Annotated in this window: 16 protein-coding genes; 5 read left to right on the forward strand and 11 right to left on the reverse strand. The window is 68.3% G+C overall.

Going from position 1 to position 19361, the window contains the following annotated elements:
* The first annotated feature begins 22 nt into the window (after positions 1-22).
* Together gshA and ACAM54_RS02400 are read left to right on the forward strand one after the other, a co-directional pair.
* Positions 23-1336, forward strand: coding sequence for a glutamate--cysteine ligase (gshA, locus tag ACAM54_RS02395; RefSeq protein WP_369649714.1), 1314 nt, complete (start codon positions 23-25; stop codon positions 1334-1336).
* A 174-nt stretch (positions 1337-1510) separates the two neighbouring features.
* Positions 1511-3382, forward strand: a complete 1872-nt coding sequence (locus tag ACAM54_RS02400; protein WP_209503100.1) for a potassium transporter Kup — start codon at positions 1511-1513, stop codon at positions 3380-3382.
* 39 nt (positions 3383-3421) lie between these two features.
* Here the strand turns inward: ACAM54_RS02400 and ACAM54_RS02405 are convergent, their stop codons facing one another.
* The 3 genes from ACAM54_RS02405 to ACAM54_RS02415 form a co-directional block, all read right to left on the reverse strand.
* Positions 3422-4192 (reverse strand): GntR family transcriptional regulator, encoded by a 771-nt coding sequence (locus tag ACAM54_RS02405; protein WP_369649715.1) that lies wholly within the window; start codon positions 4190-4192, stop codon positions 3422-3424.
* Between the two features lie 62 nt (positions 4193-4254).
* Entirely contained in the window at positions 4255-5178 is a 924-nt protein-coding gene (locus tag ACAM54_RS02410) for a polysaccharide deacetylase family protein (protein WP_369649716.1), read from the reverse strand.
* 10 nt (positions 5179-5188) lie between these two features.
* On the reverse strand, positions 5189-5629 hold the full coding sequence (locus ACAM54_RS02415) for a nuclear transport factor 2 family protein (RefSeq protein ID WP_192323481.1): 441 nt from the start codon (positions 5627-5629) through the stop codon (positions 5189-5191).
* Positions 5630-5801: 172 nt separating this feature from the next.
* On the opposite strand from ACAM54_RS02415, the gene ACAM54_RS02420 reads away from it, so the two are divergent.
* Both ACAM54_RS02420 and gshB read left to right on the forward strand, forming a co-directional pair.
* The gene (locus ACAM54_RS02420) at positions 5802-7067 is read left to right on the forward strand and encodes a benzoate/H(+) symporter BenE family transporter (RefSeq protein ID WP_369649717.1); all 1266 of its coding nucleotides are present in this window, start codon (positions 5802-5804) and stop codon (positions 7065-7067) included.
* Positions 7064-8020, forward strand: coding sequence for a glutathione synthase (gshB, locus tag ACAM54_RS02425; RefSeq protein ID WP_145742595.1), 957 nt, complete (start codon positions 7064-7066; stop codon positions 8018-8020). The genes ACAM54_RS02420 and gshB overlap by 4 nt, the downstream gene beginning before the upstream one ends.
* Here the strand turns inward: gshB and ACAM54_RS02430 are convergent.
* The 5 genes from ACAM54_RS02430 to ACAM54_RS02450 form a co-directional block, all read right to left on the reverse strand.
* Entirely contained in the window at positions 7980-9278 is a 1299-nt protein-coding gene (locus ACAM54_RS02430; RefSeq protein WP_145742593.1) for a PepSY domain-containing protein, read from the reverse strand. The two genes, gshB and ACAM54_RS02430, sit on opposite strands and share 41 nt — an antisense overlap.
* Positions 9278-11545 carry a TonB-dependent receptor gene (locus ACAM54_RS02435; RefSeq protein WP_369649718.1) on the reverse strand — a complete coding sequence of 756 codons (2268 nt, stop codon included), beginning with the start codon at positions 11543-11545 and terminating at the stop codon, positions 9278-9280. The genes ACAM54_RS02430 and ACAM54_RS02435 overlap by 1 nt, the downstream gene beginning before the upstream one ends.
* 134 nt (positions 11546-11679) lie before the next feature.
* On the reverse strand, positions 11680-12447 hold the full coding sequence (locus tag ACAM54_RS02440; protein WP_319428989.1) for a class II glutamine amidotransferase: 768 nt from the start codon (positions 12445-12447) through the stop codon (positions 11680-11682).
* A gap of 50 nt (positions 12448-12497) precedes the next feature.
* Positions 12498-13637, reverse strand: a complete 1140-nt coding sequence (locus tag ACAM54_RS02445) for an ABC transporter substrate-binding protein (protein ID WP_369649719.1) — start codon at positions 13635-13637, stop codon at positions 12498-12500.
* 72 nt (positions 13638-13709) lie between these two features.
* Complete coding sequence (locus tag ACAM54_RS02450) at positions 13710-15194, reverse strand: DHA2 family efflux MFS transporter permease subunit (protein WP_369649720.1); 1485 nt, start codon at positions 15192-15194, stop codon at positions 13710-13712.
* 131 nt (positions 15195-15325) lie between these two features.
* Between ACAM54_RS02450 and ACAM54_RS02455 the strand changes: the two genes are divergently transcribed.
* Positions 15326-16666 carry a putative zinc-binding metallopeptidase gene (locus ACAM54_RS02455; RefSeq protein ID WP_369649721.1) on the forward strand — a complete coding sequence of 447 codons (1341 nt, stop codon included), beginning with the start codon at positions 15326-15328 and terminating at the stop codon, positions 16664-16666.
* Here the strand turns inward: ACAM54_RS02455 and ACAM54_RS02460 are convergent.
* From ACAM54_RS02460 to ACAM54_RS02470, 3 genes are read right to left on the reverse strand one after another with little or no spacing between them, the layout of a single operon-like run.
* Positions 16657-16887 (reverse strand): cysteine-rich CWC family protein, encoded by a 231-nt coding sequence (locus ACAM54_RS02460; protein WP_145742581.1) that lies wholly within the window; start codon positions 16885-16887, stop codon positions 16657-16659. The genes ACAM54_RS02455 and ACAM54_RS02460 overlap by 10 nt on opposite strands.
* A gap of 4 nt (positions 16888-16891) precedes the next feature.
* The gene (locus ACAM54_RS02465) at positions 16892-18148 is read right to left on the reverse strand and encodes a 6-phosphofructokinase (protein WP_369649722.1); all 1257 of its coding nucleotides are present in this window, start codon (positions 18146-18148) and stop codon (positions 16892-16894) included.
* A gap of 46 nt (positions 18149-18194) precedes the next feature.
* Positions 18195-19358 (reverse strand): acyl-CoA dehydrogenase family protein, encoded by a 1164-nt coding sequence (locus ACAM54_RS02470; RefSeq protein WP_369649723.1) that lies wholly within the window; start codon positions 19356-19358, stop codon positions 18195-18197.
* Positions 19359-19361: the final 3 nt, after the last annotated feature.

Genomic DNA, 19361 nt, shown 5'->3' on the forward strand with positions numbered 1-19361 from the left:
ACAAATCCAACAAGGCCGCCGCATGGTTCCGCATCTCGTCACCGCCCTGACCGGCCCGATCAACGAACTGGAACAGCGGGTACTCGATTCCACGCCCGCCATCGAGCGCTGGTTCCGGCTCGAATGGATGGAGCACACGCCGCCGTTCTACAGCGCGGTCGACATCCGCAACGCGGGCTTCAAGCTGGCGCCGGTCGACACCAATCTCTTTCCCGGCGGCTGGAACAATCTCACCAAGGAGATGCTGCCGCTGGCGGTGCAGGCCGCGCAGGCGGCCATCGAGAAGATCTGCCCGGAAGCGCGCAACCTGCTCGTCATTCCCGAGAACCACTCCAAGAACACCTTCTACCTCGCCAACGTCGCCCAGCTGGTGCGCATCTTCCACATGGCGGGACTCAACGTGCGCGTGGGTTCGATCGATCCGGCCATCAAGTCGCCCAAGAAGATCGAGCTGCCCAATGGCGAATCGGTGTGCCTGGAGCCCGTGGTGCGCAGCAAGCGCCGCCTCGGGCTCAAGAACTTCGATCCCTGCACCATCCTGCTCAACAACGAGCTGTCGGCCGGCACCCCGGGCATCCTGGAAGACCTGCACGAGCAGTACCTGCTGCCGCCGCTGCACGCGGGGTGGTCGGTGCGGCGCAAGAGCAATCACCTGCACAGCTACGAAGAGCTGTCCAAGCGCTTCGGCAAGCTGCTTGGCATCGATCCCTGGCTCATCAACCCGATCTATGCGCGCGCCGACGGCGTCGACTTTGCCGAAGGCCGCGGCATCGATGTGCTGACCAGCCACGTGGACGCGGTGCTGACCAAGGTGCGCCGCAAGTACAAGGAATACGGCATCAACGAGAAGCCCTTCGTCGTCGTCAAGGGCCAGGTCTGCGGCGACGGCCCGGGCGTGATCACGGTGCGCGATGCGAAGGAGGTCGAGGGCCTTGTCGGCAAGTCGCGCGGCGCCTCCGCGGGCAGCAAGGCGGCCGCGGCCGCCAGGGAACTGCGCGAGCCCCGCGAGGTGATCGTCCAGGAAGGCGTGCTGACCAATGAGCGCGTGCACAACGGCGTGGCCGAGCCGGTGGTCTACATGATGGACCGCTACGTGGTGGGCGGCTTCTACCGCGTGCATGCCGAGCGCGCCCCCGACGAGAACCTCAAGCTGCCGGGCGCGAGCTTCGTGCCGCTGGCTTTCTCCGAAAGCGCGCATCTGCCGCAACCCGGCGCCAAGCCCGGCGCGAGCGCCCCCAACCGCTTCTACATGTATGGCGTGGTGGGCCGCCTGGCCATGGTGGCTGCGAGCTACGAAATGGAAGCCACCGATCCGGACGCCGAAATCTACGAATGATTTTCCCGGGCGGCTTGCGCGGGCCTCGGTCGGCGGCAAAATAGCGGCCCCACAGCAAAGGAAACAAGAGGGCGGAGGGGTGCGCGCGGCGGCTGGAAATTCCATCGCGGCAGCATCTCGGTGCGTGTGACGTCTGGTTACGCGCGAGCAACCTCCCTTTTTCCCATCGACTTCGTGTCACCTCCCAAATCCACTTCCGCCGCCGCCTTGATCATCGGCGCCATCGGTGTCGTCTATGGCGACATCGGCACCAGCGTGCTGTATGCAGTCAAGGAAGTGTTCGGCCACGGCCACCTGCCGTTCACTGTCGAAAACGTCTACGGCATCCTTTCGATGTTCTTCTGGACGCTCACCGTCATCGTGTCGATCAAGTACGTGGTGCTGGTGCTGCGCGCCGACAACGAAGGCGAGGGCGGCCTGGTCGCCATGCTGGCGCTCGCCTCGCGCGCGGTGGCCGACAAGCCCAAGCTGCGCCACGTGCTGCTGCTGGTGGGCATCTTCGGCACCTCGCTCTTCTATGGCGACGGCGTCATCACGCCGGCCATCTCGGTGCTTTCGGCGGTCGAAGGCCTCGAAGTGGTGTCGCCCCACTTCAAGCACTATGTGCTGCCGGTCACGCTGGTGGTGCTGTTCGGCCTCTTCGTGGTGCAAAAGCGCGGCACGGCGGGCATTGGCAAGTTCTTCGGGCCCATCACGCTCGCGTGGTTCCTGGCGATTGCGGTGCTCGGGGTGTCGCAGATCCTGCACCACCCTGAAATCCTCAAGTCGCTGAATCCCTGGTTCGCGCTGAAGTTCATGTGGGACAACCCGGGCACCAGCTTCATCCTGCTGGGCGCCACGGTGCTGTGCGTGACGGGCGCCGAGGCGCTTTACGCCGACCTGGGCCACTTCGGCAAGCGTCCGATCCGCGTGGCCTGGTTCACGGTCGTGATGCCGGCGCTCACGCTCAACTACTTCGGCCAGGGCGCGCTGCTGCTGGAGAACCCCGAGGCCGTGAAGAACCCGTTCTTCATGATGGCGCCCGAATGGGCGCTCGTTCCGCTGGTGCTGCTGGCCACGGCAGCCACGGTCATCGCGTCGCAGGCGCTCATCACGGGCGCCTTCAGCGTCACGCGCCAGGTCATCCAGCTGGGCTACCTGCCGCGCCTGAACATCGAGCACACGAGCGTGCGCACGGCGGGGCAGATCTACATTCCGCTGGTCAACTGGGGGCTGTTCGTGGCCATCGTGCTCGCGGTGGTCATGTTCCGCTCGTCGAGCAGCCTGGCCGCGGCCTACGGCATTGCCGTGACCACCGACATGCTGATCACCACGATCCTGACCTTCTTCGTGATCCGCTACGCCTGGAAGCTGCCGCTGGCGCTGTGCATTGCGTCGACCGCGGTGTTCTTCGTGGTCGACTTCCTGTTCTTCGCGTCGAATCTGCTCAAGCTGTTCGAGGGCGGCTGGTTCCCGCTGGTGATCGGCGGCGCCGTGTTCACCCTGATGATCACCTGGAAGGAAGGCCGCCGCCTGATGGGCGAGGTGCAGCGCGCTGATGCGATCGAACTGAAGGCCTTTCTCGATTCGGTGTTCGAGAGCCCGCCCGCGCGCGTGGACGGCACCGCGGTGTTCCTCACCGCGGAACCCGGCGTGGTGCCCAATGCGCTGCTGCACAACCTCAAGCACAACAAGGTGCTGCACGAGCAGAACATGTTCGTGACCGTGCGCAACCACGAAGTGCCCTGGATCCCGATGGACAAGCGCATCGAGATCGAGGCGCTCGGCCACCATTGCTGGCAGGTCATCGTGCACTATGGCTTCAAGAACGATGTCGACCTGCCGCGGGCGCTCGACAACGCGCGCATGCGCGGCTGCCAGCTCGAGCCGATGACGACGAGCTACTTCCTCTCGCGCGACGTCGTCATTCCCACGCTGGGCAGCGGCATGGCGCCATGGCGCGAGAAGCTGTTCGCGCAGATGCACCACAACGCAAGCGGTGCTGCCGCGTTCCTGGGGTTGCCGAACAATGCGGTGGTGGAGCTGGGCTCCAAGATCGAGATCTGAACGGCGGCGGCCCGCGCAGCCGCCGGCCCCTGCTCCGCCTCAGCCCAGTCCCAGCATCTGCCCCAGGCTGCGCTGCGAAGCGGGCCTGTCGAGGGCGATGTTCTTCTCGAGCACCAGCAGGTGCTCTTCCGTCAGGCGCACGGCCTCGTCCGCATTGCCGCGCGCAATGGCATCGACCACGTCCGCATGCTCGCCGTGTTCGCACGATGCATTGCCGGGCGGTTCGTAGAGCGCCACGATCAGCGAGCAGCGCGACATGAGTTCGGTCAGGTAGCGTTCCAGGATCGGATTGCGCGCGAGTTTCGCCACGCGCAAATGAAAGGTGCTGGCCAGGCGCGCCCACTCGGGCTGCGCGTAGCGGTGCATCGCCGCATGCTCTTGCTTCAGGTGGCGCCGCAGTTCGGCGATTTCGGCGCGCGTAGCGTTGCGCACGGCCATGCGCACCAGCGCGGCCTCGAGCGCGCGGCGCGCCTCGAAGATCTGCCGCGTTTCCTCGGGCGAGGGCATGGCCACGATGGCACCGCGGTTCGGACGCAGTTCCACGATGTGGTCGTGTGCGAGCCGCTGGAGCACCTTGCGCACCAGCGCGCGGCTGACGCCGAACAGCTCGCACAGCGACGCCTCCGGCAGCTTGGTGCCGGGCGCGAGGCGCTGGTTGGTCACGCCTTCGAAGACCGAGCGGTAGATGCGTTCCTCGATGTCGCCGTGGTGGTCGTCGTTCTTCGCCGCGGCACCGTTGGTGGGCGGCAGCTTGTGCCGGGCGGGGCGCGGCGCGATGGCGGGCTTGGATGGCGAGGATGAGCGGGGCATGGAGCAGGCGATGGGGGAACCCGCCCATTATCGAACGCGTGCAGCGTGCATCCGGCTGCTCATCAGATGAACTCCGCGGGCCGTTGCGCTGCAAGCTGCTGCATGTGCGATGCGATCCTGCCCGGCGTGGTGAGCCAGATGTCGCCGCGGTCGCGCGCGCGTGCCAGGTGCGTCAGCGCCGTGCGCAGGTGGCGCAGCCGATAGGGCTGCCCGACGATGTAGGGATGCAGCGCGAGGCCCATCACCAGCGGCTGCGCGCGCGACTGTTCGAGCATCTCGTCGAAGTTGTCGACCACCATCGCGCTGAAGTCCCTGGCGTCCATGAGGCGCCCCACGATCATCGGAATGTCGTTGAGCTCCTGCGGATACGGCACCGACCAGATCGAGCCGCCGCCGCGCGTGCGCATGCGCACCGGCTGGTCGTCGTGGCACCAATTGAGCGTATAGCCGTAGCCGGTCTCGGCCAGCAGGTCGGGCGTCACGGCGCTTTCCGAGATCCACGGCGACAGCCATCCGGCCGGCGCCTGGCCGCTCTCGCGCCGCATGCGTTCGCGGCAGCCTGAGAGCAATGCGCGTTCGTGCGCCTCGTCCCATGCGCCCTGGCGCTCCGCGTTGCTGTGGCCGTGGCCGATCAACTCGTCGCCGCGCGCCACGCAGGCCTGCACCAGTTCCGGGCAATGGTCATAGAGCGCCGTATTGACGAGCGCGCCCGCCGGCAGCGCCAGCGCATCGAACAGTTCGAGGCAGCGCCAGGCGCCCACGCGGTTGCCGTATTCGCGCCAGCCGTGGTTCAGCACGTCGGGCTGCGGCGAGGCCGGGCCGATGCAGGCGCCCAGACCGTCGCCGAAGGCGAAATGCTCGATGTTGAAGCCGATGTACACGGCCAGCCGTGCGCCGTTCGGCCATGCGTAGTCGGGCCGGCGTGTGATGGGGCTGTAGTCGAAGCGGCCGTGCGTGGGCAGCCGCTCGGGCCAGCGTGCAGTCATGCGCCCGCCCTCACAGCACCGCCAGCCCGGCGCGCACCAGCAGCCATTCGGCGCTGTCGTTCCACACGTCCATCCGGCTGATGAGGCCGTGGCGCACCACGTAGCGGTCGACGTAGCGATTGCCCTCGAAGGCGGTTCCGTCGGGCCAGGCGCCGTACAGCGTGCCCAGGCTGTAGACCACCGTTTCATCGGGCGTGCCGCCGGCCACCACTTCGGTGCGTTCGATCTTCTTCTTCACCCAGGCGTAGCGCTTCGCATTGAAGGCCGAGGTGTCGCCGGGCGCCCGCATCTCGCGGTTGCCGGTGAAGCGGATGCGGATGTCGGGCGCGGTGAAGCGCGACGCCGATTGCGGGTCGGGAATCATCACGAGACGAAGGAATTCGTCGACCACTTCGGCGGGCGTGGAAGGGCCCGGCAATGGTGGCGCATCGGAGGAGGCAGGCGTGTTCATGGGTTCTCCAGCATGTGGGCCATGGCGGTGCATGGCGGGAAGCACGACGGTGCTGCAGCAATTCTCGTGCCGATTGTCGACGTTAATTTATGAAAATTGTCGACAATCAATGGGCGCGCCGGCGGACCCTGGAGGCTGGGCGGGCCCACGGCGTCCCCGGCACAATCGCCCGATGCGTTTTTTCAAGGATCTGAGCCTCTCGGCCTTCACCGCGGGCTTCGTTGCCGTGCTCGTGGGCTTCACGAGTTCGGTGGCCATCGTGTTCCAGGCCGCGCAGGCCTTCGGCGCCACGCCCGAGCTTGCGGCCTCGTGGATGTGGGCGCTGGGCGTCGGCATGGGCCTGCCGTCCATCGTGCTGTCGCTGTGGTGGCGCAAGCCGGTGATGATCGCCTGGAGCACGCCGGGCGCCGCGGTGCTCGCCGTGGCGGCCGGCAGCTATGGCATGGGCGAGGCGGTCGGTGCCTTCATCGCCTGCGCCGCGCTGGTCGTGCTGGCGGGCGCGACGGGATGGTTCGAGCGCGTGATGAACCGGATCCCGATGGCCATCGCCGCCGCGCTGCTGGCCGGGGTGCTCGCGCGCTTCGGCCTCGACGCGTTCATCGCCGCGAGAACCGCGCTGCCGCTGGTGCTGCTGATGCTCGGCACCTACCTGGTGGCCAAGCGCCTGCTGCCGCGCTATGCAGTGCCGCTCACGCTGCTGGCCGCCATCGCCTTCGCGGCGGCGCGCGGCGAGATGAGCGTGTCCGCAGTGCAGTTCTCGCTCACCTGGCCGGTGTTCACCATGCCCGTCTTCAGCTGGCAGGCCATCGTGAGCCTGGCGCTGCCGCTCTTCATCGTCACCATGGCCTCGCAGAACCTGCCGGGCGTGGCCACCATCCGCGCCGCAGGCTACGGCGACCTGCCGATCAGCAAGCTCATCACGTTCACCGGGTTGACAACGCTGGTGCTCGCGCCCTTCGGCGCCTTTGCCTTGAACCTGGGCGCGATCACCGCCGCCATCTGCATGGGCCGCGAGGCGCACGAGGACCCGGCGCGCCGCTACACGGCCGCGGTGAGCTGCGGCGCCCTCTACGTGCTGATCGCCTTCTTCGGCGCGGCGGTCACCGGGCTGCTCACGGCCTTTCCGAAAGAACTGGTCGCCGCCATTGCCGGCCTGGCGCTGCTGGGCACCATCGGCAGCGGGCTGGCCGCCGCGGTGCGCGACGAGCCGCACCGCGAGGCCGCGGTCATCACCTTCCTGGTCACGCTCTCGGGCGTGGCCATCGCGGGCATCGGCTCGGCCTTCTGGGGCGTGGTGGCGGGCGCGCTCGCGCTCGCGGTGCAGCAGGCCGGGCGCGCAAAGGCCTGCGCCGGCAAGGGCATCGCCGCTTCCGGCAACATCGCGCCAGACAGCAGCAACATGGCGGCCATCTCTGGCGCCGGAAAGACTCCCAGATGAAAAACATCCTCTTCGTCGCCGATCCGCTCGATCATTTCAAGATCTACAAGGACACCACCTTCTCGATGATGCGCGAGGCCCAGCGCCGCGGGCACCGCATCGCGGCCTGTCTGCCGGAAGACCTGCAGTGGGTGTCCGGCGGGCTGGTCACGGCCAACGTGCAGCAGATCACGCTCACCGGGGACAGCAAGGCCTGGTACCGCGAGGACATCCGCGAGTCGAAGGCGCTGAAGGACTTCGACGCGGTGCTCATGCGCAAGGACCCGCCCTTCGACGCCGAGTACATCTACGCCACCCACCTGCTCGAGCAGGCCGAGCGCGAAGGCGCACGCGTGGTCAACAAGCCGCGCGCGCTGCGCGACCACCCCGAGAAGCTCGCGATCATGGAGTTTCCGCAGTTCACCACGCCCACGCTGGTCACGCGCAGCGCGCAGGCCGTGCGCGACTTCCATGCCGAGCACGGCGACATCATCCTCAAGCCGCTCGACGGCATGGGCGGCATGGGCATCTTCCGCGTCAGGCAGGACGCGCTGAACCTCGGTTCCATCGTCGAGACGCTCAACAAGAACGGTGCCGAGACCATCATGGTGCAGCGCTTCGTGCCCGACATCGTGCAGGGCGACAAGCGCATCCTGATCATCGCGGGGGAGCCGGCGCCCTTCGTGCTGGCGCGCATTCCGCAGGGCTCCGAAGTGCGCGGCAACCTGGCGGCCGGCGGCAAGGGCGTGGCGCAGCCGCTCACGCCGCGCAACCGCGAGATCGCCGAAACCGTGGGCCGCGCCCTCGCGCCGCGCGGGCTGCTCCTGATCGGGCTCGACGTGATCGGCGATTCGGTCACCGAAATCAACGTGACCAGCCCGACCTGCTTTCAGGAGATCACCGAGCAGACCGGCTTCGATGTGCCGAAGATGTTCATCGATGCGCTTGAAGCGCATCTGGCCGCACTGCGCTGAGCTCCTTCGGTGCCAGCTCGCGCTGGCGGCGCACCTGCACCAGCCGCGCGCGCCGCTTGCGCCACCAGATCACGATGCCCGTGATCGAAAGGCCCGCCACCGCGAGCCCCATGAGCGACATCAGGATGCGCCCCGGCAGCCCCAGGATGCGGCCGCCATGCAGCGGCAGCTGCAGCTGCGCGAACACGTCGGCCGCGGTGCCGTGCCAGGGCCGGTTGCTGCTGATGACGCGGCCGTCGCGGCCGTCCAGGTAGAGGTTCGACAGGCCCATGCCGTCGCTGCTGTCGTGCGTGGCATGGTCGAAGAACGACACGTTGTAGAAGCCGCCGCGCTGGTTGTAGAACACTCCGCCGAGCGGCGTGGTCCAGCCGCGCCGCCGCGCCTCGGCCTCGGCGTCGGCAACGATCTGGCGAAAGCCGATCGTGGGCTCGATGCGCGTGCCCAGCGGTGCGAGCGGCACCAGCGCCGAGGGGCCCGGCGTGGTCTTCGAGACCAGCGACAGCATCGGATGGAAGATCTCCTTGTAGAGATTCAGCGAGAACGAGGTGAAGGCGATGACGATGATCAGCGCCCACATCCACAGCCCGCCCGCGCGGTGCAGGTCGAAGTTGAGCCGGTAGCCGCCGGCCGCCCAGCGCACGGCCCAGGCCGGCTTCCAGCGTTTCCACCATTCGCGCGGGCCGCGGTGCTCGGGGTGCGCGGCACGGCGCTGGCGGCGTGGTGTCGTGAGATACAGCGCAACGCAGCTGTCGAGCAGCCACACCAGCGCCACGCCGCCCATGATCCAGTAGCCCAGCCGGTCGGTGCCCCAGACGGCCGGCACGTGCAGCATGTAGTGCAGCTTGCGCAGGAAGGGCATCAGCGTCTCGGGCTTGAGCGAGATGGCGCTCGCGTCGCGGCGGCCGCGCACCTCGGCCGTCACCGGATCGACGAACACCTGGTTGTAGCCGAGCCGGAAGGGCTTGCCGGTGGCGGGGTCGGTGCGCGGCTGCACGAAGTAGCGGGCGGTGTGGCCCTCTTCGAAACCCAGCGGCAGGTACGCGACCCGCGCGCGCGGGTCGTGGGCCTCGACCGCGGCCACCAGGTCGAAGGGATCGCGGAACGGCCCGCGCGAGGCGGTGTCGTAGAGCTTGCGGTTGAGCCAGCCGTCGATCTCGTGGTCCCACGAGATGACGGCGCCCGTCAGCCCCGAGACGACGAGGAACAGGGCCACCGCCAGTCCCGCCCAGCGGTGCACGGCGGTCGCGAAGGCGCGCATCAGAATTCGAGCGTGGCCGACAGGTTGAACGTGCGCGGGGCGCCGAGCACCAGGTAGCCGGAGCCGGGATAGCCGCCGACCGAGGACCAGTAGTTGCGGTCGGCCAGGTTCTCGATGCGCGCGCGCAGGGTGAGCAGCTTGCCGCTCACTTCGGTCACGTAGCGTGCGCCGATGTCCATGCGGGTCCAGCCCGGCACGCGCAGCGTGTTGGCGGCATTGGCGTAGCTCGATCCGCTCGCCACCACGCGGCCGTCGAGCGAGAGGCCGGGCACGCCCGGCACGTCCCACTCGACGCCGATGCTGCCCTGCGCCTTGGGCACGCCGATCACGCGCTTGCCGTCCGTGACGCTGCTGCCCGTGTCCTTCTGCCTGGCGTCCAGCCAGGTCACGCCGCCCAGCAGCCGCAGGCCCTTGCTGACCTGGCCGAAGACGCTGAGCTCGGCGCCCTGGTGGCGGTCCTTGCCGTTCGCGGAGAAGTAGTTGCCCTGCACGAAGGCGCGCGGCTTCTCGGTGGAGAAGAAGGCGAGCGTGCCGCCGACCTGGCCGGCGTCGTACTTGATGCCGACCTCCTTCTGCTTGGAGACGTAGGGGCGCAGCTGCTGGCCGGCATTGAGCACCGGCTGGCCGCCGGACTGCGCGGGCGCGGTTTCGCCCTGCGCCAGCCCTTCGATGTAGTTCGCATAGACCGACAGCCGGTCGTTGGCCTTGAACACGAGGCCCGCCAGCGGGCTGGTGCGGCTCTGGTCGTACGAGGTGACGGTGCCGCCGGCGGCGGTCTGGAGGCCGCTGCTCACGATGCGGTAGCTGATGTCGCTGGTCTCGATCGTCTGATGGCGCGCGCCGAGCGTCAGGCGCAGGCGGTCGTCCATGAAGGACAGCGTGTCGCCGATGGCCAGGCTCTTGAGCGTGGTGGTGCCGTTGAGCGCGGGGTTGGCGAGGTCGTTGCCCAGGTAGGTCAGCGCCGGCGGGAAATAGCTGCGCGGATAGTAGATGCCGGTGTTGAGCGTGCCGCCGGCGCCCAGGCCCATGCCGTAGGCGTTCTTCTTCTCGAGATCGAAATAGGAATAGCCCAGCACCCATTCGTGGCCCACGCTGCCGGTGCGCAGCTTGCCGCGCACGCCGATCTCCGCCGTCTTGACCTTGTCCTCGCGCGTGTTGTCGAAGCGGGTCATCGTGGCCGCTCCCGTGAGGCCGTTGGAGACCGTCGGGCCCGCGAGGGAATTGTTCTCGTAGCTGCTGCGCGCGCCGGCGGCGGCCCAGGCCGTGATGTCCGGCGTGATGTCGTACTCGCCGCGCACCGAGCCGAAGGTGTCGCGCTCGTAGGAATAGGTCCAGGGCTGCGCGAAGTTCGTGCTGTTGTCGGGCGCCCTGGGCACCACCGTGACGCCGCTGCCGAGCGTCACGTTGGGACGCGTGTTGCGCAGGCGGTGCTCCTGGTGGCCGATGTCGGCCGAGATGCGCGCGTCGCGGCTGCGCCAGTCCAGGCCCACCGAGAGCACGTCGAGCTTGACGCCCTCGCCGTCCACGCCGGTGCCGCCGTCGCGGTGCGCGGCGTTCAGGCGCACGCCCACGCTCTGGTCGGGGCCGAAGCGGCGCGCGATGTCGGTCGCGGCATAGGCCTGCGAGCCGCTGGCTGTGCCCAGCGTGATCTGCGTGAGCGCATCGTTCGGCGCGCGCTTGGGCAGCAGGTTGATGTTGCCGCCGATGCCGCCGCCCGAGGGCGTGGCGCCGTTCAGGAATGCGCTCGCACCGCGGAACACCTCCACGCGCTCGAACAGTTCGGACGAGATGTACTGCCGCGGCAGCAGGCCGTAGAGCCCGTTGTAGGCGATGTCGTCCGAATTGACGATGAAGCCGCGGATGAAATACGACTCCTGGAAGTTGCCGAAGCCGCGCGCCACGCGCACCGTCGGGTCGTTCTGCAGCACGTCGGCCACGCTCCTGGCCTGCTGGTTCTGGATCAGCTCGTGGGTGTAGCTGGTGCTGGAGAACGGCGTGCTCATCATGTCCTGGTTGCCCAGGATGCCGACGCGGCCGCCGCGCGCCACCTGGCCGCCCGCGTAGGGCTTGGTCAGGCCTTCGGCCGAGGCGTCGGCGCTGGCTTCGACGGTGACGGTGGCCAGGGTGCCGGTTGTCGACGGCGAGGCGGCAGGCGCTGCGGGCGCCGGCTGTGCCGGGGTGGTCTGGGCGAGGGCTGCCACGGCGTGAAGCGCGAGCAGCGAGGCGGCCACGGTCGGGCGAAGCCGGAGAAACGGAGCAGCGGACATGGAACGGTTCAATCTGTAATACAAATGAGAACCGTTATTATTCGATAACAAAACCCATGATTTCGAAACTTTCCCGCAATGTTGCGGAAAAGTGTCAGAGAAAAGTTGTCAATCGGGCGACTGAGCGGGGCGCTTCAGAACGCCGCCAGCTGGCCGTCCACGAACACGTGCAGCTCGCCCGGCGCAAAGGCCGTCCAGCTTTCGTTGGTGGTGAGCGGCGCGGTCACGACCACCGCCACGCGGTCGTTCGGCGTGGTGTGCTTTGCGAAGTCGATCTCCAGGTCTTCGTCCGACAGCTGCGCCGTGACGAAGGGATGGCGCCGCTCCACGTACCAGAGATGCGTGGAGGCATGGGCCCAGAGCGCCTGGCCGTTCGACAGCATGAAGTTGAAGGTGCCGTGGCCCGCAAGCTGCGGCGCCAGTTCGCGCAGCGTGAGCGTGAGTTCCTCGATGCTCGGCACACCCGCATGCGACTTGGCCAGCTCCTGCATGATCCAGCAGAAGGCGTGCTCGCTGTCGGTGTTGCCCACCGGGTGGAAGTTGCCGTGCAGCCGCGGACGAAAGTCTTTCAGGTCGCCGTTGTGGGCGAACACCCAGTAGCGGCCCCACAGCTCGCGCACGAAGGGGTGGCAGTTCTGCAGATTGACGGCGCCCTGCGTGGCCTTGCGGATGTGCGCAATGACGTTGCGGCTCTGGATCGGGTAGCGCCGGATCAGCTCGGCCACCGGCGACTCGCTCGCGGGCATGTGGTCGACGAAGTGGCGCAGCCCGCGGTCCTCGAAGAAGGCGATGCCCCAGCCGTCGGCGTGGTGGTCGGTGCGGCCGCCGCGCTGCGCGAAGCCCGTAAAGCTGAAGGTCACGTCCGTGGGCGTGTTGCAGTTCATTCCAAGCAGTTGGCACATGGCGCTATTAGAGCGCGAGCGCCGCCCGCCCGGCGAACCCGTGCGCCCGTTCAGCGCACGAAGCGGCCTTCGGGCGTGACGCGCACCATCTCGATGAAGCGCGAGCCGGCATTGGCGCCGGTCGAGAAGTCGATATCCATGCCGGCCAGCCGCAGCCTGAGGGCGCGCAGCGTTGCATGCAGGCGGGCGCGCGTCAGGTCGCGGCCGGTGCGCTTGAGCGCCTCGATCATCACCAGCGCGTTCAGGTAGCCCTCGAAGCTGCCGTAGCCCACCGGCACCTGCGCGCGCTCGGCCAGGCGGCGGTAGTCGCGCGTGACGGATTCCACCTCGCCCCAGGGATAGGGCGTGACCTGCGAGATGGCCAGGCCGCTGGCCTGCAGCTGCACCACCTTGGCCGTGACCTCGCCCGGCACGATCGACATGCCATAGAACATCGGCTTGCTGCCGGCCCCGTAGGTCGCCTTGATCACCTCGCCGGCCACGGTGCCGGCCAGGTACATCAGCACCGCCTGGGACTGGCTGTCGGCCAGAATCTTGCCAGCGGCGGCGGAGGTCGAGCCATCGCCCTTCACCGACACCACCAGCGCGGGCACCTGCTTGTGCGTGGCCATGGCCGCCTCGATCAGCTTCACCGCCTCGACGCCGCCGGGATTGTCCAGGTGGGCGATCGCGATCTTGTTCACGCCGATGGTCGACAGGTGCTCGACCAGCGCCTGCGCCTCGCGCGCATTGCTGGCGCGCACGAAGTAGGCCGAACCCGCCACGCGCTCGCGTGCGCTGTCGCCCACGCCGTAGCCGCCGACGCTGGGCGCGCCGCTTTGCTGCAGCAGCTTGGCCGCGGCGGCCGTGGTGCCCGAGCCCACGCAGCCGAAGAAGGCGAACACGCGGTGGTCGTTCAGCAGCTTGCCGTAATTCTCGACCGCCTTCTCGGGCTTGAGCTCGTCGTCCAGCGCCACCAGCTTGATCTTGCGTCCGCCTACGCCGCCCTGTTCGTTGACGGCGTCGAAGGCCAGCGCGGCGCCGTTGTGCACGACCTTGATCTGCGAGCCGAGCGGACCGCTCAGCACGGCCGAGCTGCCGAGCACGATTTCGGTGTCGGTCACCCCGGCCTCGGCCGCCTGCGCGGACGAGAGATGGGCCAGGCCCGCTGCGAAAACGGCCGTTCCGGCGACAAAACTTCTGCGTTGCATGAAACCCATCCCATCATTAGCTAACAAATGCTAACAATTAGAAACGATGGGTGCTTAAGTATTACTAAGTGCTTACCCTTGCGGGGCGGGCTGCCGAAGCTGCCAGGCCGCGCAGATGGCCAGCGCGCACAGCGCGGCCAGCATCAGGAAGACCTCGTCGAAGGCCGCCAGCCGCGCGGGGCTGCTGGCGGCATTGGCCAGCGAATCGCCATGCGCCGCCAGGCGCCACTCGAGCACGATGGCGCACAGGCTCACGCCGGCCGCGCCTCCCAGCATGCGCAGGAAGTTGATCGCGCTGGCGCCCTGCGGAATCAGCGGCTTGGCCAGCGGCCGCATCGAACCGAGGTTGAGCGAGGGCAGGATGAAACCCAGCCCGATGCGCCCGATGACGGCAAACGCCACCAGCAGCCAGAGCGCGCTGTCGAGCCGCAGCACCACCATCAGCGCGAACGAAGCCGCCAAGAGCGCCAGCCCGATGCTCACCAGCATCCAGGTCGGCTGCCGGTCCGCCAGCCGGCCCACGCCGGCAATGGTCAGGGCCAGCACGATGCCCGCCGGCAGCAGGATGGTGCCCACGTGCGATGCAGACAACTGCAGCCCGACCTGCATGTACACCGGCAGCAGGTAGGTGGAGCCGAACAGCGCCGTGCCGTAGATGAAAGCGACCACGCTGCCCATGGCGAACTGGCGGTACTGGAACAGCGCCAGGTTCATCAGCGGTTCGCCGCCGCCGGCCGCGCAGCGGCGCTGCCACCAGACGAAGGCGCCAAAGGCCAGCACCGCGGCCGCCAGCAGCAGGCCGGCCTGCACCGGCGAATCGCCGCGCAGCTCGACCAGGCCGTTCAGCAGGCAGAGCGTGCCCACCGTGCCCAGCGCGAGGCCGCGCCAGTCGAGCCCGCTGCCGCGCGCGGCCGCCACGCCGCCGGGCGCCGTGGTGGGCACGAACCTGTAGGCCAGCCAGAGCGAGGCCAGGCAGAACGGCACCACCATGAAGAAGATCGAGCGCCAGCCGAACAGGTCGACCAGCACGCCGCCGATGCTCGGGCCGATGGCCGGCGCCAGCACCACGCCCATGCCGAAGATGCCGCTCGCCCGCCCCTGCTCGTGCGGCTCGAAGGCCCGCAGGATGATGATGGCCGGTATGGGCTGCACCACGCCTGCCGCCAGCCCTTCGGCCACGCGCGCCAGCAGCACCAGCGAGAAGTTGTTGGCCAGCCCGCCCGCAATGCCGCCCGCGAGCAGAAGCACCATGGTGCCCACGTAGGTGCGGCGGTAGCCGTAGCGCGACAGGAGCCAGGGCGTGGTCAGCATCGAGACCGTCATGGCCACCATGAAGCCCGAGCTCACCCACTGCGCGCGCTCCTGGCCCAGCGAGAAATGATGGCTCATGCCCGGGATCGCGACGTTGACGATGGTCGAGGACATGATCGACGCCATCACCCCCACCATCACCGAGAGCAGCAGGTACCAGCGATAGCGCGGGCCGTAGCGTTCGCGCAGGGTGCCGATGGAAGGCGGGGCCGGCGAGGCGGCTTCTGGCTTGGGAGTGGTGGTCATGGGCGGTGGTCCCGGCTTTTCTTGTTGCGGGTCCGTCGTCCTACAAGCATATCGGGCTTTGCGTGGTGAGGCCGGCGCCCGCGCGTCTCACAATGCACCGCTGTCCCGCGCTGCCTTTCCAGAACAATGAAATGAATACGCCAACTGATCCCGCCGGCGCTCCCGAACCGGGCGCGGCCTCCCACCTTGCCTCCGAGCTCGCGGCACCGACGGTGAGCCGCGCCTACCGTTGCCAGTGCGGCCGGCCGGTGTTCCTGCGCAACAGCCAGTGCCTGGCCTGCCGCACGCCGCTCGGCTATGTGATCGAGCGCCTGGGCGTCGTGCCGCTGGCGCCCGTCGAGGCCGAGGACAAGGCCGGCGACAACGACGAGGCCGACGGCGCCGAGCCCGAGCTCTTCACCGTGTTCGGCAATCCGGACGGCAAGAGGTACCGCCGCTGCGCCAACCTCATGACCGCCGCCAGCTGCAACTGGATGGTGCCGGCCCCGCGCGAGGGGGACGAGCCCTCGTTCAACACCGACGGCCTCGCGCCCGGCTTCTGCCTGGCCTGCAGCGTCACCCGCACCATCCCCGATCTTTCGGTGGAGGGCAACGGCGAGCTCTGGCGCAAGCTCGAGCATGCGAAGCGCAGGCTCATCTCGCAGCTGCTGGCGCTCGGGCTGCCGGTGGTCAGCCGCCATGCCGATGCCGCGCACGGCCTGGCCTTCGACTTTCTGGGCAACATGCCAGGCGGCCCGCACGTGATGACCGGGCATGAACAGGGCGTGATCACCCTCAACGCCGAAGAGGCCGAGGACGCGGTGCGCGAGCGCATCCGCGCCGAGATGCGCGAGCCCTACCGGACGCTGCTCGGGCATTTCCGCCACGAGGTCGGCCACTACTACTGGGACCTGCTCGTGCAGCCCACGCCCTGGCTCGACGAGTTCCGTGCGCTCTTCGGCGACGAGCGCGCCGACTATGCCGCGGCGCTCCAGCGGCACTACGACCAGGGCCCGCCGCCCGACTGGGCCAACCGCTTCGTGAGCAGCTACGCAAGCATGCACCCCTGGGAAGACTGGGCCGAGACCTGGGCGCACTACCTGCACATGGCCGACACCACCGACACCGCCATGAGCTTTGGCGTGGACGCCACCAACGTCGAACTCGCCAGCGACCTGTTCACCACGGACGACCTGTGGCAGCCCGAGCATCCCGGCGCCGCCAGGTTCCTGGATTTCCTCAACGGCTGGGTGCTGCTCACCAACGTGCTCAACGAGCTTTCGCGCAGCATGGGGCAGCCCGACTACTACCCCTTCGTGCTGCCGCGCTTGGCTGTCGGCAAGCTGCAGTTCATCCATTGCGTGATCACGCAGCAGCGCGACCGCAGCGTGCCGCTGCCGCCGGAGGCACAAGCCCCCGCACCCGCTTCCGAAGCCGCGCCCGCACCCATGCCGCCGGCCCAGAGCCAGCAGCAGGGCGCCGCTCAGTCCTGAAGAGGCTCGGCGGGCACTCCCGCGGCGCAGCGGGCGCACATGCAGGCCTTGCCGCGCGATGCCGGGGGCAGGGCCGCAAACGGTGCCTTGCCGAAGTCGGCCGCCATGCACCAGCAGGGCGGTTGCGGCTGGCCGGTTGCGCGCGCGGTTTCCATCGCGCAGCGGTTCTGTTCGCCACACAGCGGACAGCGCGTGGTGTCGATGACGGTGGCTGTTTCCATCGCGTCAGGCGAGCTCGAAGACCGGCAGCTTCCTGGGCACGGCCACGTTGCGCAAGGTGGCGTACACCGGCAGGCCGTTGCGGTAGGCGGGATAGTCCTCGCCTTCGATCAGCGGCAGCAGGTAGCGCCGGCACTGGTCGGTGATGCCCCAGCCGTCGTCCGAGATGAAGTCGCGCGGCATCGGCTTTTCGACGTTCGCCACCGCATCCAGCGGCGCGCTGCCGATGCGGTAGGTGTAGGGCGCATCGGAAGTGCGCTCGATGGTCGGCATCACCGCGTTGCGGCCCTCGAGCGCGAGCTCGACCGCGCGCTGCCCCAGCTCGTAGGCCTGCTTCACGTCGGTGGCCGAGGCGATGTGCCGCGCCGCGCGCTGCAGGTAGTCGGCCACCGCCCAGTGGAACTTGTGGCCCAGCGCTTCCTTGACCATCTGCGCCACCACCGGCGCCGCGCCGCCGAGCTGCGCATGGCCGAAGGCGTCGCGCGTGCCATGCTCGGCCAGGAAGCTGCCGTCGGGATAGTGGCAGCCCTCGGACACCACCACCGAGCAGTAGCCGTGCTGCTTCACCAGTTCGTCCACGCGCGCGAGAAAGCGCGCCTTGTCGAACTCGATCTCGGGGAACAGCACCACCACCGGAATGCCATGGTCGGCCACCAGCCCGCCGGCCGCCGCGATCCAGCCCGCATGGCGGCCCATCACCTCGAGCACGAACACCTTGGTGGAAGTGGCCGCCATCGAGCGCACGTCGAACGAGGCTTCCAGCGTCGACACCGCCACGTACTTGGCCACCGAGCCGAAGCCCGGGCAGCAGTCGGTCAGCGGCAGGTCGTTGTCGATGGTCTTGGGCACGTGGATCGCCTGCAGCGGATAGCCCATCGACTGCGACAGCTGGCTCACCTTGAAGCAGGTGTCGGCCGAATCGCCGCCGCCGTTGTAGAAGAAGTAGCCGATGCCGTGCGCCTTGAACACCTCGATGAGGCGCTCGTACTCGCGCCGGTTCTTCTCGAGCGACTTGAGCTTGTAGCGGCACGAGCCGAACGCGCCCGAGGGCGTGCTGCGCAGCGCCGCGATGGCTTCGGCCGGCTCGGCGCCGGTGTCGATCAGCTCCTCGGTCAGCGCGCCGATGATGCCGTTGCGCCCGGCGTAGACGTTGCCGATGCGGTCCGGGTGTTTTCGTGCCGTCTCGATCACGCCGCAGGCCGACGCATTGATGACCGAGGTGACGCCGCCCGACTGGGCGTAGAAGGCGTTGAGGATGGGCATGCGGCCATTCTCCCGCAGCCTCAAGCCAGGCGCCAGGGGGCCCGATTCAGCGCCCGCCGAGGCCCATCGCGCGCGTGATCACCTCTTTCATGATCTCGTTCGTGCCGCCGTAGATGCGCTGCACCCGCGCATCGGCATAGGCGCGCGTGACCGGGTACTCCCACATGTAGCCATAGCCGCCATGCAGCTGCACGCAGGCGTCCATCACCTTGCACTGCAGGTCGGTGGTCCAGTACTTGGCCATGCTGGCGGTGGCGGTATCGAGCTTCTCGGCCATCAGCAGCTCGATGCACTTGTCGACGAACACCTGCGCCACCTGCACCTCGGTCTGCAGCTCGGCGAGCGTGTAGCGCGTGTTCTGGTAGCTGCCCACCGGCTGGCCGAACACCTTGCGCTCCTTCACGTAGGCCACGGTCTGGTCGATGGCGGCCTGCGATGCGGCCACCGCGCTGATCGCGATCTGCAGCCGCTCCCACGGCAGCTGCTCCATCAGGCAGACAAAACCGCGGTTCAGCTGCGCGGCATCGCCGAGCAATGCATCGGCCGGCAGCCGCACGTCGTCGAAGAACAGTTCGGAGGTGTCCTGCGCCTTCAGCCCGAGTTTCTTGAGCCGCTTGCCCTTCTCGAAGCCCGGCATGCCGCGCTCGACCAGGAACAGGCTGGTGCCCTTGGCGCCCGCGGCCGGGTCGGTCTTGGCCACCACGATCACGAGGTCGGCATGCCAGCCGTTGGTGATGAAGGTCTTGCTGCCGTTGAGCAGGTAGCTGCCGTCGGCCTGCTTCAGCGCGCTGGTCTTGACCGCCTGCAGGTCGCTGCCCGCGCCGGGCTCGCTCATCGCGATGGCGCCGACCATCTCGCCGCTCGCGAGCCTGGGGAGGTAGCGCTGCTTCTGCGCCTCGGTGCCGTAGCGCAGGATGTAGGGCGCCACGATCTCGCTGTGCAGCCCGAAGCCGATGCCCGTGAAGCCGCGCGCCCAGAGCTCCTCGAACTGGATCACCGAATAGAGCAGGTCGGCGCCCGCGCCGCCGTAGGCCTCGGGCAGCGCCATGCAGAGAAAGCCGTTCTCGCCGGCCTTGGACCAGACGGCGCGGTCCACGTAGCCCTGTTCTTCCCAAGCCTCATGGAAGGGCGCGATCTCCTTGTCCATGAAGCGGCGGAAGCTGTCGCGGAAGGCCTCGTGGTCGGCGCTGAAAAGCGTGCGTTCGATCATGGC

Source organism: Variovorax sp. V93, assembly GCF_041154485.1.
In the GTDB taxonomy this organism is placed as follows: Bacteria; Pseudomonadota; Gammaproteobacteria; order Burkholderiales; family Burkholderiaceae_C; genus Variovorax; species Variovorax beijingensis_A.

Bases quoted from the DNA above. Each gene is read 5' to 3' on its own strand.
- gshA (WP_369649714.1), top strand. From the start codon at position 23: ATGGTTCCGCATCTCGTCACCGCCCTGACCGGCCCGATCAACGAACTG.
- ACAM54_RS02405 (WP_369649715.1), bottom strand. From the start codon at position 4,192: ATGCCCCGCTCATCCTCGCCATCCAAGCCCGCCATCGCGCCGCGCCCC.
- ACAM54_RS02410 (WP_369649716.1), bottom strand. From the start codon at position 5,178: ATGACTGCACGCTGGCCCGAGCGGCTGCCCACGCACGGCCGCTTCGAC.
- ACAM54_RS02415 (WP_192323481.1), bottom strand. From the start codon at position 5,629: ATGAACACGCCTGCCTCCTCCGATGCGCCACCATTGCCGGGCCCTTCC.
- ACAM54_RS02420 (WP_369649717.1), top strand. From the start codon at position 5,802: ATGCGTTTTTTCAAGGATCTGAGCCTCTCGGCCTTCACCGCGGGCTTC.
- gshB (WP_145742595.1), top strand. From the start codon at position 7,064: ATGAAAAACATCCTCTTCGTCGCCGATCCGCTCGATCATTTCAAGATC.
- ACAM54_RS02430 (WP_145742593.1), bottom strand. From the start codon at position 9,278: ATGCGCGCCTTCGCGACCGCCGTGCACCGCTGGGCGGGACTGGCGGTG.
- ACAM54_RS02435 (WP_369649718.1), bottom strand. From the start codon at position 11,545: ATGTCCGCTGCTCCGTTTCTCCGGCTTCGCCCGACCGTGGCCGCCTCG.
- ACAM54_RS02440 (WP_319428989.1), bottom strand. From the start codon at position 12,447: ATGTGCCAACTGCTTGGAATGAACTGCAACACGCCCACGGACGTGACC.
- ACAM54_RS02445 (WP_369649719.1), bottom strand. From the start codon at position 13,637: ATGCAACGCAGAAGTTTTGTCGCCGGAACGGCCGTTTTCGCAGCGGGC.
- ACAM54_RS02450 (WP_369649720.1), bottom strand. From the start codon at position 15,194: ATGACCACCACTCCCAAGCCAGAAGCCGCCTCGCCGGCCCCGCCTTCC.
- ACAM54_RS02455 (WP_369649721.1), top strand. From the start codon at position 15,326: ATGAATACGCCAACTGATCCCGCCGGCGCTCCCGAACCGGGCGCGGCC.
- ACAM54_RS02460 (WP_145742581.1), bottom strand. From the start codon at position 16,887: ATGGAAACAGCCACCGTCATCGACACCACGCGCTGTCCGCTGTGTGGC.
- ACAM54_RS02465 (WP_369649722.1), bottom strand. From the start codon at position 18,148: ATGCCCATCCTCAACGCCTTCTACGCCCAGTCGGGCGGCGTCACCTCG.
- ACAM54_RS02470 (WP_369649723.1), bottom strand. From the start codon at position 19,358: ATGATCGAACGCACGCTTTTCAGCGCCGACCACGAGGCCTTCCGCGAC.